At 71.8% G+C, this 14,369-nt stretch carries 12 protein-coding genes; 7 read left to right on the top strand and 5 right to left on the bottom strand.

Going from position 1 to position 14,369, the window contains the following annotated elements:
* Nucleotides 1-7: 7 nt before the first annotated feature.
* Entirely contained in the window at nucleotides 8-721 is a 714-nt protein-coding gene (locus ACFYOJ_RS03885; RefSeq protein WP_356550716.1) for a hemolysin III family protein, read from the bottom strand.
* Nucleotides 722-1,113: 392 nt separating this feature from the next.
* On the opposite strand from ACFYOJ_RS03885, the gene ACFYOJ_RS03880 reads away from it, so the two are divergent.
* Entirely contained in the window at nucleotides 1,114-2,937 is a 1,824-nt protein-coding gene (locus ACFYOJ_RS03880; protein ID WP_356550715.1) for a phosphoenolpyruvate carboxykinase (GTP), read from the top strand.
* A 316-nt stretch (nucleotides 2,938-3,253) separates the two neighbouring features.
* A complete protein-coding gene (locus ACFYOJ_RS03875; RefSeq protein ID WP_356550713.1) occupies nucleotides 3,254-4,702 on the top strand; it encodes an ATP-binding protein in 1,449 nt (482 codons plus the stop codon).
* Nucleotides 4,703-4,821: 119 nt separating this feature from the next.
* Here ACFYOJ_RS03875 and ACFYOJ_RS03870 read toward each other — a convergent pair whose 3' ends face one another.
* The 4 genes from ACFYOJ_RS03870 to ACFYOJ_RS03855 form a co-directional block, all read right to left on the bottom strand.
* Nucleotides 4,822-5,244 carry a hypothetical protein gene (locus tag ACFYOJ_RS03870; protein WP_356550712.1) on the bottom strand — a complete coding sequence of 141 codons (423 nt, stop codon included), beginning with the start codon at nucleotides 5,242-5,244 and terminating at the stop codon, nucleotides 4,822-4,824.
* Between the two features lie 102 nt (nucleotides 5,245-5,346).
* Complete coding sequence (locus ACFYOJ_RS03865) at nucleotides 5,347-6,558, bottom strand: pyridoxal phosphate-dependent aminotransferase (RefSeq protein ID WP_356550710.1); 1,212 nt, start codon at nucleotides 6,556-6,558, stop codon at nucleotides 5,347-5,349.
* Nucleotides 6,559-6,702: 144 nt separating this feature from the next.
* Nucleotides 6,703-8,313: a D-aminoacylase gene (locus ACFYOJ_RS03860; protein WP_356550708.1), complete on the bottom strand. Its 1,611-nt coding sequence runs from the start codon at nucleotides 8,311-8,313 to the stop codon at nucleotides 6,703-6,705.
* Nucleotides 8,314-8,333: 20 nt separating this feature from the next.
* The gene (locus ACFYOJ_RS03855) at nucleotides 8,334-9,647 is read right to left on the bottom strand and encodes an amino acid deaminase (protein WP_356550706.1); all 1,314 of its coding nucleotides are present in this window, start codon (nucleotides 9,645-9,647) and stop codon (nucleotides 8,334-8,336) included.
* 133 nt (nucleotides 9,648-9,780) lie between these two features.
* On the opposite strand from ACFYOJ_RS03855, the gene ACFYOJ_RS03850 reads away from it, so the two are divergent.
* From ACFYOJ_RS03850 to ACFYOJ_RS03830, 5 genes are all read left to right on the top strand, one after another.
* Nucleotides 9,781-10,875, top strand: coding sequence for a sugar kinase (locus tag ACFYOJ_RS03850; RefSeq protein ID WP_356550705.1), 1,095 nt, complete (start codon nucleotides 9,781-9,783; stop codon nucleotides 10,873-10,875).
* Entirely contained in the window at nucleotides 10,872-11,636 is a 765-nt protein-coding gene (locus tag ACFYOJ_RS03845; RefSeq protein ID WP_356550704.1) for an IclR family transcriptional regulator, read from the top strand. Before ACFYOJ_RS03850 ends, ACFYOJ_RS03845 begins: the two co-directional genes overlap by 4 nt.
* The gene (locus tag ACFYOJ_RS03840; RefSeq protein ID WP_356550702.1) at nucleotides 11,633-12,043 is read left to right on the top strand and encodes a RidA family protein; all 411 of its coding nucleotides are present in this window, start codon (nucleotides 11,633-11,635) and stop codon (nucleotides 12,041-12,043) included. The genes ACFYOJ_RS03845 and ACFYOJ_RS03840 overlap by 4 nt, the downstream gene beginning before the upstream one ends.
* A gap of 114 nt (nucleotides 12,044-12,157) precedes the next feature.
* Nucleotides 12,158-13,636: a gluconate:H+ symporter gene (locus ACFYOJ_RS03835; protein ID WP_356550700.1), complete on the top strand. Its 1,479-nt coding sequence runs from the start codon at nucleotides 12,158-12,160 to the stop codon at nucleotides 13,634-13,636.
* A gap of 123 nt (nucleotides 13,637-13,759) precedes the next feature.
* Nucleotides 13,760-14,353 carry a hypothetical protein gene (locus ACFYOJ_RS03830; RefSeq protein WP_356550699.1) on the top strand — a complete coding sequence of 198 codons (594 nt, stop codon included), beginning with the start codon at nucleotides 13,760-13,762 and terminating at the stop codon, nucleotides 14,351-14,353.
* Nucleotides 14,354-14,369 lie beyond the last annotated feature (16 nt).

Below are 14,369 nucleotides of genomic sequence, written 5' to 3'. Positions count from 1 at the left end.
GCGGGTGTCACCCGTGCTGGTACGCCACCAGGGAGATGCCGACGTAGTGCGCGATGAAGGCGGCCAGGGTGAAGGAGTGGAAGACCTCGTGGAAGCCGAACCAGCGCGGTGACGGGTTGGGGCGCTTGATGCCGTAGATCACGCCGCCCGCGCTGTAGAGGAGGCCGCCCACGATCACCAGGACCATGACGGCGACACCGCCGCTGCGCATGAAGTCGGGGAGGTAGAAGACGGCCGCCCAGCCCATGGCGAGGTAGCAGGGGGTGTAGAGCCAGCGCGGGGCGCCGACCCAGAAGACCCGGAAGGCGATGCCGGCCGCGGCGGCGGCCCAGATCCCCCACAGCAGCCACCGTCCCTGCTCGTTTGGGAGCAGCAGCATCGTGAGCGGGGTGTAGGTGCCCGCGATGATCAGGAAGATGTTGGCGTGGTCGAGCCGGCGCAGGACGCGGTCCATGCGCGGGCTCCAGTCGCCCCGGTGGTAGAGGGCGCTGACGCCGAACAGGAGGCAGGCGGTGAGGGCGTAGACACCGCAGGCGACGCGTCCTCTGGGCGAGTCGGCGAGGGCCGTGAGGACCAGGCCCGCGACGAGGACGGCCGGGAACATCCCGAGGTGCAGCCAGCCGCGCAGTTTGGGCTTGACCGGATGCGGGAGGGAGAGCGCGACGGGACCACGGGCCGCGGCCTGCGTGTCCCTGGGCGCGCCGGAGGCGGACGCAGTCATGGGCGCATCGTACCTACGGGACCGTAAGTTACGCATCAGTACGGACGTGTGACGGTGGAGGGCGGTCATCGTCTCACGGGGTGCCCCGCCCCGCATCTCCCATGCCTGCGCCCGATGCGCGGCCGTGCGGGCCGTGCGGTCCGAGGGTGTCCGGGTAAAGGAATCTTCAGGCGAATTCCACGTGTACGCAAAAAATCACGGGGACAACCGCTGGTACGTGGCGATCCTCACCCCGCTCAGGTGTGAGGCCCCCTGGACATATGGGCGCGCACATCGGATGATCAAATGAGTGCGGTCGGCACCGGATGAGCAGCGTGAGCTCCTCGCGTGACGCATCCGGGTCGCAGCCCCCACGGGGCCTCCAACACAAAACCCCTCATCTAGGAGCAATCGTGGCGCGCGACAACCTGGCATCCTCGGACATCCCCACCCGGCATCAGGAACTGATCTCGTGGGTGAACGAGATCGCCGAACTGACGCAGCCGGACAACGTGGTCTGGTGCGACGGATCCGAGGCCGAGTACGAGCGGCTGTGCGAGGAGCTCGTGGCGAAGGGCACCTTCAGGAAGCTCGACCCGGTCAAGCGCCCCAACTCCTACTACGCGGCCTCCGACCCCACCGACGTCGCCCGCGTCGAGGACCGCACCTTCATCTGCTCCGCCAAGGAGGAGGACGCCGGCCCCACCAACCACTGGAAGGACCCCGCCGAGATGCGGGAGATCTTCACCGGTGAACAGGGCCTGTTCCGCGGCTCCATGCGCGGCCGCACCATGTACGTCGTGCCCTTCTGCATGGGCCCCCTCGGCTCCCCGCTGTCCGCGCTCGGCGTCGAGATCACCGACTCCGCCTACGTCGCCGTCTCCATGCGCACCATGACCCGCATGGGACAGCCCGTCCTGGACGAGCTCGGCGACGACGGCTTCTTCGTCAAGGCCGTCCACACCCTCGGCGCCCCGCTGGCCGAGGGCCAGGAGGACGTCCCCTGGCCGTGCAACTCCACCAAGTACATCTCGCACTTCCCCGAGGACCGCGAGATCTGGTCCTACGGCTCCGGCTACGGCGGCAACGCCCTGCTCGGCAAGAAGTGCTACGCCCTGCGCATCGCCTCCGTCATGGCCCGCGACGAGGGCTGGCTCGCCGAGCACATGCTCGTGCTGAAGCTGACCCCGCCCACCGGCGAGCCCAAGTACGTCGCCGCCGCCTTCCCGTCGGCCTGCGGCAAGACCAACCTCGCCATGCTGGAACCCACCATCTCCGGCTGGACCGTGGAGACCATCGGCGACGACATCGCCTGGATGCGCTTCGGCGAGGACGGCCGCCTGTACGCCATCAACCCCGAGGCCGGCTTCTTCGGCGTCGCGCCCGGCACCGGCGAGCACACCAACGCCAACGCGATGAAGACCCTGTGGGGCAACTCCGTCTTCACCAACGTCGCCCTCACCGACGACAACGACGTGTGGTGGGAGGGCATGACCGAGGAGACCCCGGCCCACCTCACCGACTGGAAGGGCAACGACTGGACGCCCGAGTCCGGTACGCCCGCCGCGCACCCCAACGCCCGCTTCACCGTCCCCGCCGCGCAGTGCCCGATCATCGCGCCGGAGTGGGAGGACCCCAAGGGCGTCCCGATCTCCGCGATCCTCTTCGGCGGCCGCCGCGCCACCGCCGTACCGCTGGTCACCGAGTCCTTCGACTGGAACCACGGCGTCTTCCTCGGCGCCAACGTGGCCTCCGAGAAGACCGCCGCCGCCGAGGGCAAGGTCGGTGAGCTGCGCCGCGACCCCTTCGCCATGCTGCCGTTCTGCGGCTACAACATGGGCGACTACATGGGCCACTGGATCGACGTCGCCAAGGACAAGGACCAGTCCAAGCTGCCCAGGATCTACTACGTCAACTGGTTCCGCAAGGACGACGAGGGCAGGTTCGTCTGGCCCGGCTTCGGCGAGAACAGCCGCGTCCTGAAGTGGATCGTGGAGCGCCTGGAGGGCAAGGCGGACGGCGTCGAGACCCCGATCGGCGTCCTGCCGACCAAGGAGGCCCTGGACACCGACGGCCTCGACCTGCCCGAGTCCGACCTGGACTTCCTGCTCAGCGTCGACAAGGAGGTGTGGCGTGAGGAGGCGGCGCTCGTCCCCGAGCACCTCAACACCTTCGGCGACCACACGCCCGCCGAGCTGTGGGACCAGTACCACGCGCTGGTGAAGCGCCTGGGCTGATCCCCCTGGTTCCACGGCCGGTCCGACTAGCCCTGACCTGCGAAGTCGTCACGAAGGCCGGCCGTGAGGGGTCTTCCCACGCTCCCGTAGCTCGATGTCCCGGAGCACGGGGAGACCCCACCTCGGGCCGGGTCACCGCACAACGGCGTGCGGAGGACCCGGCCCTTCGGCGTTCCCAGGGGCAGGTGTCCGTGCGCGCGTAACCGATACGCACCCCTCTTCGTTCTTAGAGGCGTACTCCTAAGAGATACGTCTCTAAGAGCAGGGAGGTGCCATGGCCCGGCCCGCAGCACGCGGTTTACCGAGACCGCCGGACATGTTCGACCGGGAGTGGGAGTGGAGCGAGCTGACCGCCTTCGCGGCCAACGAAGGCGCGGGACCCCGGCTCGGGGTGGTGTCCGGCCGACGCAGGCAGGGCAAGAGTTTCCTGCTCCAGGCGCTGGCCGACGCCACTGACGGCTTCTACTACGCCGCGGTCGAGGCTTCGGCCGCCGAGTCCCTGCGCCTGCTGGGAGAGGCGGTCGCACGCTTCACCGGCGTCACCGTCCCGCCCAGGCCGGAGAGCTGGGACGAGGCACTGGACATGCTCTTCTCGCTCGCCGCGCACCGGCCGTTGCCCGTGGTGATCGACGAGTTCCCCTACCTGGTCCGGAACGCCCCCGCTCTTCCGTCCCAATTGCAGGCCGCCCTCGGGGTGCGATCCGAGCGCCACCGCGCGGAGCGTCCCCGGATTCTGCTGTGCGGCAGCGCGATGTCGTTCATGGGCGGGCTACTCTCCGGCGCCTCCCCGCTCTACGGCCGGGCAGGGCTCGACCTCGTGGTCCACTCACTCGGCTTCCGCCAGGCCGCCGAGTTCTGGGGCATCCAGGACCAGCGGCTGGCAGTCCTCGTCCACGCGATCGTCGGCGGCACCCCCGCGTACCGCCGGGAGTTCGTCGACGACGACGTACCCGACGGCCCCGACGACTTCGACGCCTGGGTCTGCCGGACCGTACTCAACCCCGCACGCCCGATCCACGGCGAGGCGCCCTACCTGCTGGCCGCCGAACCGGACTTGCGCAACCGCTCGCTGTACCATTCGGTCCTGGCCGCGGTCGCCGGCGGCAACCGCACCAGTGGCGGCATCGCGAGCGCGGTGGGCCGCAAGGCCACGGACATCTCACTGCCGCTGACCGTCCTGAGGAGCTGCGGCCTGCTGACCGCGGAGCCCGATGCCTTCCGTGCCAACCGCACCACCTACCACGTCGCGGAACCGCTGATCACCTTCCACCACGCCGTCGTACGCCCCGAGACGGCTCTGCTCAGCCGTCGCCGGGGAGCGGCCACGATGTGGAAGTACAGCAGGCCCACGTTCCTCAGCAAGGTCGTCGGTCCTCACTTCGAGCGACTGTGCCGGGAATGGGTCGAGTGGCACGCGGACCCCGCGACGTTCGGGGGCATGCCGATCCAGGTCGCCGCCGGGACCGTCGCCGACCCGGTCAGCCGGACCTCCCTCGAGGCCGATGTCGTCGTGCACGGAGCGATCGGTCAGGACCAGGGCATCCTGCTCTCCGTCGGCGAGGCCAAATGGCACAAGGTCATGGACCTCGGGCATCTCCAGCGGCTGCGCCGCATGCTGGACCTGCTGGAGTCGCGGGGCGTGGACACCAGCCACGCCAGACCCGCCTGCTACAGCGGCGCCGGCTTCGCCCCGGAACTGCGAGCCGCCGAGAAGCGGGGCGAGGTGATCCTCGTCGACCTGCAACGGCTGTACCACGGCTCCTGACCGTCAAGGGGGGCAGGGAGGGCAGGGCGGGCCGGCCGCATGGAGTGAAGAAGGGCGCCCGGTCCGCGCGTCGCTGCGGGTGCGCGCGGACCGGGGCCGTCAGGGGGAGCCCGGTGGGCTCAGCGGGACGCCAGCTCGCGCGGCTCCAGGGCCGCGGCGTGGGCGTCCATGCGCTCGGCGGCCAGGATCGCGGCCGCCGTGTCGGCGCGGGAGGCGGCGACCACGAGGGCGCGGCCCGCCAGGGTGTGCGCCCGGCGGTGCAGGGCCGCCAGGTACGGCTCGGACGGCGCGGCGGTCACCGGCATGCGGGCCGGCGCCTGTCCTCCCCGCAGCCGGGTGACCTGCTCGGCGAGCCGGCCGGCCGCGGTGTCCAGTTCTTCGGAGGGCGCCAGCGCGCGCAGCTCGTCCGTGGCGGCGAGCAGGGCGGCGAGGTGGCCCGCGAGCTGGATGTTCAGCTCCTCCTCACGGGACCGGTGGGGGAAGTCCGAGGGGCTGCCGGCCATCGTGCTGTGGACCGACTTGCCGCGGATCGGTTCGTACATGGGACGGCCTCCTGAACGCTTACAGGAAACCATCCTACATTGGAATCAATCTAAAGTTGAGCCGGTCGTAAAACAGTACTCCGTGTATGCGGGCGGTGACGGTCAGGGCTGGCCGTAGCCGTCCAGGAAGTTCCCGATCCGTCCCACCGCGTCCCGCAGGTCCGTGGCCGTCGGCAGGGTCACCACACGGAAGTGGTCGGGTTCGGGCCAGTTGAAGCCGGTGCCCTGGACGACCATGATCTTCTCCTGGCGCAGCAGGTCCAGGACCATCTGCCGGTCGTCCTTGATCCTGAAGACCTTGGGGTCGAGCCGCGGGAAGAGGTACAGCGCCCCCTTCGGCTTCACGCAGGTCACGCCCGGGATGCTGGTCAGCGCCTCGTGCGCCGCGTCCCGCTGCTCGCGCAGCCGCCCGCCGGGCAGCACCAGGTCCTTGATCGTCTGCCGTCCGCCGAGCGCGGCGACCACGCCGTGCTGGCCCGGCATGTTGGCGCACAGCCGCATGTTCGCCAGGATCGTCAGGCCCTCGATGTACGACTCGGCGTGCGCGCGCGGCCCCGACACCGACATCCAGCCGACCCGGTAGCCGGCCACCCGGTACGCCTTCGACATGCCGTTGAAGGTGAGGGTGAGCAGGTCGGGGGCGATCGCGGCGGTCGGGGTGTGCACCGCGTCGTCGTAGAGGATCTTGTCGTAGATCTCGTCGGAGCAGACCAGCAGGTTGTGCCGGCGCGCGATGTCGGTGAGGCCGCGCAGCACCTCCTCGTCGTACACCGCGCCCGTCGGGTTGTTCGGGTTGATGATCACGATCGCCTTGGTGCGGTCGGTGACCTTGCGCTCCACGTCGGCGAGGTCCGGCATCCAGTCGGACTGCTCGTCGCAGCGGTAGTGCACCGCGGTGCCGCCGGACAGGGAGACGGCCGCCGTCCACAGCGGGTAGTCCGGCGCCGGGACGAGGACCTCGTCACCGTCGTCCAGCAGCCCCTGCATCGCCATCACGATCAGCTCGGAGACGCCGTTGCCGATGAAGACGTGCTCGACGTCGGTCTCGATGCCGAGGGTCTGGTTGTGCATGACGACGGCCCGGCGCGCGGCCAGCAGGCCCTTCGCGTCGCCGTAGCCGTGGGCCGTGGAGACGTTGCGGAGGATGTCCTCGAGGATCTCGGGCGGGCACTCGAAGCCGAAGGCCGCCGGGTTGCCCGTGTTCAGCTTGAGGATGCGGTGGCCGGCCGCCTCCAGCCGCATCGCCTCCTCGAGCACCGGGCCCCGGATCTCGTAACAGACGTTGGCGAGCTTGGTCGACTGGATCACCTGCATGCCCGCGAGCTTACGGCCCGACGCCGCCCCGCGCGCCGTGTCGTCCGCCACGTGGGAGGCAGGGTTTGCCGGGATTTTCCCCGGCCGCCGGTGCGGTGACCGGGCCGACAGCCGGTGCGGTGACCGGACCGGCGGCCCGGTCGCTCAGCGCGGTGTCCGGCGTACCGACCGGCCCGCCAGGACGTCCGTGCGCCGGCCGTCCTCGATGACGAAGCGGCCGTCGACCAGCACGTACGGGATGCCCGTCGGAAGCCGGCGCGGCTCCTCGTACGTGCTGCCGGCCGCGACCGTCGCCGGGTCGAAGAGGACCAGGTCGGCCCGGTACCCCTCGCGGATCCTGCCCCGGTCCGGCAGCCGCAGCCGGGCCGCCGGGCGCCCGGTGAGGTGCGCCACGCACTCCTCCAGCGACAGCACGCCCAGCTCGCGGACGTAGCGGCCGAGGTAGTGCGGGAAGGTGCCGTAGGCGCGCGGGTGCGGCTTGCTGCCCTGGAGGATGCCGTCCGAGCCGCCGGTGTGGACGCGGTGGCGCATGATCGCGCGGACGTTCTCCTCGTGGCCGACGTGCTGGAGGATCGTCGGGGCCAGCCGGTCGGCGAGGAGGAGGCGGCGGGCGACCGTCCACGGGGTCTCGCCGCGCAGCCCGGCCGACTCCAGGACCGTACGGCCGACGTACTCGGCCAGGGCCGGGTCGTTCACGCCGGAGATCTCGATGGTCTCCCACTCCACGGGCACCCCGTGGCAGCCGTCGGAGCCGGTCACCTCCAGGTGGTGGCGGACGCGCTCGGCGGTGTCGTCGTCGGCGAGGCGCCGCAGGACCGCCTCCGGGCCGCCCTCGCTCGCCCAGCTCGGCAGCAGTGCCGCGAGGGTGGTGCAGCCGGGGGTGTAGGGGTAGGTGTCGAGGGTGATGTCGGCGCCGGCGGCCAGCGCGTCGTCCAGCAGGGTCAGCAGCTCGGGCGCGCGGCCCTTGTTCACGCCGAAGTTCATGGTGGCGTGGGCGAGATGGAGCGGGCAGCCGGCCTCGCGGGTCAGCTCCACCATCTCCTCGTACGCCTCGAGCGCCCCCGCCCCGTACGAGCGGTGGTGCGGGCAGTAGTAGCCGCCGTAGGAGGCCACCACCCGGCACAGCTCGGTCAGTTCGGCGTCCTTCGCGTACATGCCCGGCGTGTAGGTCAGCCCGGAAGACATGCCGACCGCGCCCTGCTCCATGCCCTCGGCGACCAGCCGGCGCATGTGCTCGAGCTCGGCGTCGGTCGCCTCCCGGTCCTCCCAGCCGACGGCGAGGGCGCGGACCGTGCCCTGCGGGATCAGATAGGCGGCGTTGACGGCGATGCCGCGGTCGAGGCGGTCCAGGTACTCGCCGACCGACCGCCAGTCGAAGTCGACGTCGTCGCCGGGGCCGTTCCACCCGGCGATGGCGCGGCGCACCTCGCCGAGGGTGCGGTCGTCGACCGGGGCGTACGACAGCCCGTCCTGGCCGAGGACCTCCAGGGTGACGCCCTGGGCGGCCTTGGCGCTGTGGTCGGGGTCGCGCAGCAGGGCCAGGTCGCTGTGGGCGTGCATGTCGATGAAGCCGGGGGCCAGGACCAGGCCCTCGGCGTCCAGTTCCCGGCGTGCCCTCGGGCGCTGGCAGCCGGCGGCCGCCGCCTCCTTGACGATCGAGACGATCCGGCCGCCGTCGACGACCACGTCGGCGCGGTACGAGGGCTCGCCGGTGCCGTCGGCGACCTCGGCGTCCCGGATGACCAGCTCTTCCACCGGGGCCTCCTCCCAGAGGATCAGAAGAACGTGCGGATGCAGTCGACGACGGTCCCGTCGGCCTCGGCGACCGGGACGAGCTGCCACTTGTCGAAGGACGTGCAGGGGTGGGACAGGCCCATGCCGACCCAGTCGCCGACCTCCAGGTCCGCCCCGGGGGCGGTGGTCAGCCAGGCGTGCTGGTCGGACAGGCCGGTCACCTCGATGCCGGTCGCCGGGCGCTCCGGGCCGCCGTCCGCGGGGCGCACGACCTGGGCGAAGGGCAGGTGGAGGTCGTAGGCGGCGTCCCGCTTGCCCGCGTTGGTGAACGCCTGCGCGGGGGAGGGGCGGGAGACGACCTGGGACCACAGCCGGAAGGCGGGCTCCAGGGCGCCCTCCTCGGGGACCCGGTTGAAGGGGGTCAGCTCGCGGTAGTGCCCGTCGTCGTGGGAGACGTAGGCGCCCGAGCGCAGCAGCTTCAGCACCGGCAGGGAGAGCTCCGGGATCTCGGCGAACACGTCGGCGACCGCGTCGAACCAGGCGCTGCCGCCCGCGCTCACCACGATCTCCTCCAGCCCGTCGAACCGCCCTGCCTCGTCGAAGTCGACGGCGAGCGCGACCAGCCGCCGCAGCCAGGCACGCACCCGCTCCGGGTCGGCGTCCGGCACCTCGCCCTCGTACCCGGCGACACCGGCCGGCCGCAGCGTCGGCGCGGCGGCCACCGCGTCGGCGACCGCCGCGCACTCCGCCTCCGTGCGCACGCCGGTCCGGGCGCCCTCGCCGGCGGCCAGCTCCACCACGACGTCCACCGGGCGGGAGGCGCCCGCCTCCGTCAGCGCCGCGTCCATCAGCTCGACCCCGCGCACGGAGTCGACGTAGCAGACGAAGCGGAAGTCCGGGTCGGCGTCCAGCTCGGAGGAGATCCAGCGGAGGGCGGCGGCGTCGACCAGCTCGTTGGCCAGGAAGATCCGCTGGACGCCGAAGGCGCGGGCCACCCGTACCTGGTGCGGCACGGCGAGGGTGATGCCCCAGGCGCCGTGCGCGATCTGGCGGTGGAAGAGCTGCGGGGCCATGGAGGTCTTGCCGTGCGGCGCGAAGGCGAGGCCGTGCCGGGCGGCGTACGTCTCCATCAGCTTCAGGTTGTGCTCCAGGCGCTCGGCGGACAGGGCGAGCACGGGGGTGGTGAAGCCGCCGGTGAAGAGGTTGCGGCGCTGGGCGGCCAGCTCGGCGACGGTCAGGCCGTACGCGTCCGGCGGGAGGCCCTTGAAGCGGTGGTCGACGTGCTCCTCGGCCAGACGGGCGAGGGCTTCGGTGCCGGTGCCGGTACCGGCACCGGTGCCGGGGGCGAGGGCCATGGAGCCTCCCTGGGATGGGGTGTTGCATTCTCTGCAACGATCGTTGCGTATATCGCTCTCTGCTGTCTAACATCTCGGCCGACGCGGGGTCAACGGTGCCCCCGCCCGCGACAGCGCAAGGAGCCCCACCATCGTGACCGCCACCGGACCCAGCAGCACCGCCTCCGACGCCGTGGAAGTGGTGGACGTGGTGGACGTGGTCGCGCTCGGCGAGTCCATGGTCACCTTCCTCCCCTCCCGCCCCGGCCGCCTCGCCGACGTCCCCTCCTTCGACCGCGCCATCGGCGGCGCCGAGTCCAACGTCGCCTGCGTGCTGGCCGCCGCCGGACACACCGCCCGCTGGGTCGGCGCGGTCGGCGCGGACGGCTTCGGCGACCACCTGATCGAGGCCATCGGCTCCTACGGTGTCGACGTCCGTGCCGTCCGCCGCGACCCCGCCCGCCCCACCGGCGTCTACTTCCGCACCGCCGGCGACCGCGCCACCGACGCCCACGAGGTGGCGTACTACCGGGCCGGATCGGCGGCCTCCGCGATGTCGCCCGCCACCGTGGACCTCGACGCGGTCCACGCCGGCCGCGTCCTGCACCTGTCCGGCATCACCGCCGCGCTCTCCGCCGACTGCCTGGACCTGATGCGCGCCCTGACCGCCCGCCGCCCCGGCCGCCCCCTGCTCTCCTTCGACGTCAACCACCGCCCGGGCCTGTGGCGCGACGCCGCGAACGGCCCCGAGGTGCTCCTCGAACTGGCCCGGGGCGCCGACATCGTCTTCGTCGGCGACGACGAGGCACGGGACGCCTGGGGCCTGCACGGTGCCCGGGCCGTGCGGGACGCGCTGCCCGAGCCCGGACTCGTGGTGGTCAAGCAGGGCCGGGGCGGCGCGGTCGCCCTCGGCCGGTCCACCGCCGAGGGCGAGGACGCCGACGGCACCGCCGTCTTCGTGCCCGCCCTCACCGTCGACGTCGTCGCCGCCGTCGGCGCGGGCGACGCCTTCGCCGCCGGATTCCTCTCCGCCACCCTGCGCGGGCTGCCCGTGCGCGAGAGCCTGCGCCACGGCCACCTCATGGCCGCCGCCGCCCTCACCGTCCCCGGCGACCTCGCCGCACCCCCGGCACGCGCACACGCCGACCGCCTCGCCGCCCTCGACGACGACGCGTGGGGGAGACTGCGACTCGGCCCCGGCTGGACACAGGCCGGCGCGAGGGCCGAGGAGGAGGTACGCACACCATGAGCCAGACCGTCGACCGCGCGCTCAGCATCCTGCCGCTGCTCGCCGAGGGCCCCGCCGACCTCGGCCGGGTCGCCGACCGCCTCGGCGTCCACAAGTCCACGGCCCTGCGCCTGCTGCGCACCCTCCACGAACACGGCTTCGTCTACCGCCAGTCCGACCAGCGCTACCGCCTCGGCGCCCGCCTCATCGCCCTCGCCCAGGAGGCGATGGAGAACCTGGACGTCCGCGAGATCGCCCACCCCCACCTCGTACGCCTCAACGAGCAGACCGGACACACCGTCCACCTCGCCGTCCACGAGGACGACGAGGTCCTCTACATCGACAAGGTCGACAGCCGCTACCCGGTCCGCATGTACTCCCGGATCGGCAAGCCCGTCGCCCTCACCGTCGCGGCCGTGGCCAAACTGCTGCTCGCCGACCTCCCCGAGCACGAGCGCCGCGCCGTCGCGGAGAAGCTCGACTACCCCCTCTACACGTCCCGTTCGACACCGAACGCCGAAGCCTTCCTCGCGGAGCTGGCGAAGGTGCGCGAACAGGGCTGGGCCACCGACCTCGGCGGCCACGAGGAGTCCATCAACTGCGTCGCCGCGCCCGTGAGGGGCGCCGACGGCCGGGTGGTCGCCGCGATGTCGGTCTCCGCACCGAACGTCGTGGTCACCGCCGACGAACTCCTCACCCTGCTCCCGCTCGTGCGCCGCACCGCGGACGCCATCAGCGGCGAGTACTCCGGCAGGACCCCAGTCAAGGAAGTCACCCCATGACCGACAAGATCGCTCTCACCCCCGCCACCCACACCGTCCCCCCGGCGAAGTTCAGCCACGGCGTCAGGAAGGGCAACATCCTCCAGGTCGCCGGCCAGGTCGGCTTCCTCCCCCACGAGGACGGCAAGGCCCCCACCCCGGCCGGCCCCACCCTGCGCGAGCAGACCCTCCAGACCCTCGCCAACGTCAAGGCGATCCTGGAGGAGGGCGGCGCGAGCTGGGACGACGTGATGATGATCCGCGTCTACCTCACCGACGTCGACCACTTCGCCGAGATGAACGAGATCTACAACCGGTACTTCGAGGAGCAGGGCCTCACCCAGCCGCCCGCCGCGCGCACCACCGTCTACGTCGGTCTGCCCGCCGGACTCCTCATCGAGATCGACGCCCTGGCCGTCCTCGGCTGACCGGGCCTCCCACCCCGCCTGTCTGCGAACGGCACGGCGCCCACCACCCCCGGGGCGCCGTGCCGCGCTCCTCCCTGCCCGAAAGCTGTATGCGCCCACCCAGAGGACCCCCGGATGTCCCCTACGTCCCTCCAGTTCGCCGCCGCCGAGACCCCGCCCCACACCGGCGGTCTCCTCACCCTGATCGACGGCACGGCCGGCCTGCTGACCGTCGCCGCGATCGGCATCGCGCTCCTGCTCTTCCTGATCATCAAGGTGCGGCTGCAGCCCTTCGTCGCCCTGCTCGCCGTCTCCATAGCCGTCGGCCTGCTCGCCGGCCTCTCGGTCACCGAACTCTTCGGCACCGTCCAGAAGTCCGACGCCGTCTCCACCATCGAGTCCGGCATGGGCGGCATCCTCGGTCACGTCGCCATCATCATCGGCCTGGGCACCATGCTAGGCGCCATCCTCGAGGTCAGCGGCGGCGCCCAGGTCCTCGCCTCCCGCCTGCTGGGCCTGTTCGGCGAGAAGCGCGCCCCCCTCGCGATGGGCCTCACCGGCCTCATCTTCGGCATCCCCGTCTTCTTCGACGTCGGCATCTTCGTCCTCGCGCCGATCGTCTACGCCGCCGCCAGGCGCTCCGGCAAGTCGGTCCTCCTCTACTGCCTGCCGCTGCTGGCCGGCCTGTCGATGACCCACGCCTTCCTGCCGCCGCACCCCGGCCCGGTCGCCGCCGCCGGACTGCTGAAGGTCGACCTCGGCTGGGTCATCCTCATGGGCGTCGTCTGCGGCGTCCCGGCCGTCCTCGCCGCCTGGGCGTTCTCCGCCTGGATCGGCCGCCGCGTCTTCGTCCCCGTGCCGCAGGACATGGTCGAGGCCGCCGAGGAGGCCAGGCGGGCCGTCGTCGACGAACAGCGCGCCGCCGGCGCCGAACCGCGCGAGACCCCGGTCGCGCTCGGCACGGTCCTCGGCATCATCGGCACCCCGCTGGTCCTCATCCTCGCCGCGACCTTCTCCTCCATCGCCCTGGACCCCTCCACCACCCGCTCGGTGATCGAGTTCTTCGGCAACCCCTTCGTCGCCCTGACCATCGCCCTGTTCCTCGCCTACTACCTGCTCGGCATCCGGCGCGGCTGGTCCCGCAAGTCCCTGGAGACCGTCTCCACGGCCTCGCTGAAGCCGGTCGGCAACATCCTGCTGGTCGTCGGCGCCGGCGGTGTCTTCGGCGCCGTCCTCAAGGGCAGCGGCGTCGCCCAGGCCCTCTCCGACACCTTCCACGACGTCGGCCTGCCGGTGATCGTCCTGTCCTACCTGATCTCCCTGGTGCTGAGGGTCGCCCAGGGCTCGGCGACGGTCGCCATCGTGACGACGGCGGGCATCGTGGCACCGCTGCTCGCCGCGGGGGACCACTCCCAGGCGTTCACCGCCCTGGTCATCATGGCCATCTCGGCCGGCTCGATCTTCGCCTCGCACGTCAACGACGGCGGCTTCTGGATGGTCGCCAAGTACTTCGGCATCAGTGAGCGGGACACCCTCAGGACGTGGACCGTCCTGGAGAGCGTGCTGTCGCTCGCCGGCTTCGCGGTCGCCGCGGTGCTGAGCCTGTTCGTGTAGCCCCGCTCGTACGAGGCTGCCCGTACAGGCCCGTTCGGATGAAAGGGGTGCCCGTGTAGGCGTCCGATAACGATGACGGGGCTGGCTGTGCCCGGCACAGGAACGTCGACCATACTGCCCGCTGTGGAGCAGCGCATAGAGTCGAACAGCCAGCCCCTGCCGGGCGAGCCCTTGGTGAAGGGCGCCGGTTTCGACCCGGCCTTCGTCCCCGGGCTCACCCCGCCCCCTTCCGGAGAGCCGGAGGAGGTGACACCGGCGAAGGACGCCCCCGCGCCCCCGGCCGAGGAGGCGGCCTCCGAAGAGCCCGAGGCGCTGGAGGAACCCGAGACGGAGGAGGAACCCGAAGCGGCCCCCGACGGCCCGGTCTTCGAGGCCGCCGACCGCCGCGCCCGCATCGTCGCCGACCACAGGGGCGTACGGCTCGCCCTCGACGACCAGGCGTGCGAGTTCCGCTGGGACGAGATCGGCGCCGTCGAGACCGAGACCGCCCGCTTCGGCAAGCGGTACACCGTCACCGTCCACACCCCCGACCGCCGTTGGTACCCCATCGAGATCGAGGCGCCCGCCCGCAGCCGCTTCAAGGAGTGGGACGCCGCCCTGGACGAGGTCCTGGACGCCTACTTCGACGACGGCACGGCGGACGCCCCCGGCGCCACCGACGCCGACGCCGAGGGCACCGACGACGCGGAGGACAAGGCCGCGGCCACCGCCGAGTAAGCACAAGGCGTGAAGA

The sequence above is a fragment of the Streptomyces sp. NPDC006384 genome (genome assembly GCF_042870695.1).
GTDB lineage: Bacteria > Actinomycetota > Actinomycetes > Streptomycetales > Streptomycetaceae > Streptomyces.
This window is presented reverse-complemented; position numbering and strand designations above follow the sequence as displayed.

What these genes read in the sequence shown, in the direction of transcription:
- ACFYOJ_RS03845 (WP_356550704.1), top strand. Translation starts at nt 10,872, where the DNA reads ATGAGCCAGACCGTCGACCGCGCGCTCAGCATCCTGCCGCTGCTCGCC.
- ACFYOJ_RS03875 (WP_356550713.1), top strand. Translation starts at nt 3,254, where the DNA reads ATGTTCGACCGGGAGTGGGAGTGGAGCGAGCTGACCGCCTTCGCGGCC.
- ACFYOJ_RS03865 (WP_356550710.1), bottom strand. Translation starts at nt 6,558, where the DNA reads ATGCAGGTGATCCAGTCGACCAAGCTCGCCAACGTCTGTTACGAGATC.
- ACFYOJ_RS03840 (WP_356550702.1), top strand. Translation starts at nt 11,633, where the DNA reads ATGACCGACAAGATCGCTCTCACCCCCGCCACCCACACCGTCCCCCCG.
- ACFYOJ_RS03870 (WP_356550712.1), bottom strand. Translation starts at nt 5,244, where the DNA reads ATGTACGAACCGATCCGCGGCAAGTCGGTCCACAGCACGATGGCCGGC.
- ACFYOJ_RS03835 (WP_356550700.1), top strand. Translation starts at nt 12,158, where the DNA reads ATGTCCCCTACGTCCCTCCAGTTCGCCGCCGCCGAGACCCCGCCCCAC.
- ACFYOJ_RS03885 (WP_356550716.1), bottom strand. Translation starts at nt 721, where the DNA reads ATGACTGCGTCCGCCTCCGGCGCGCCCAGGGACACGCAGGCCGCGGCC.
- ACFYOJ_RS03855 (WP_356550706.1), bottom strand. Translation starts at nt 9,647, where the DNA reads ATGGCCCTCGCCCCCGGCACCGGTGCCGGTACCGGCACCGGCACCGAA.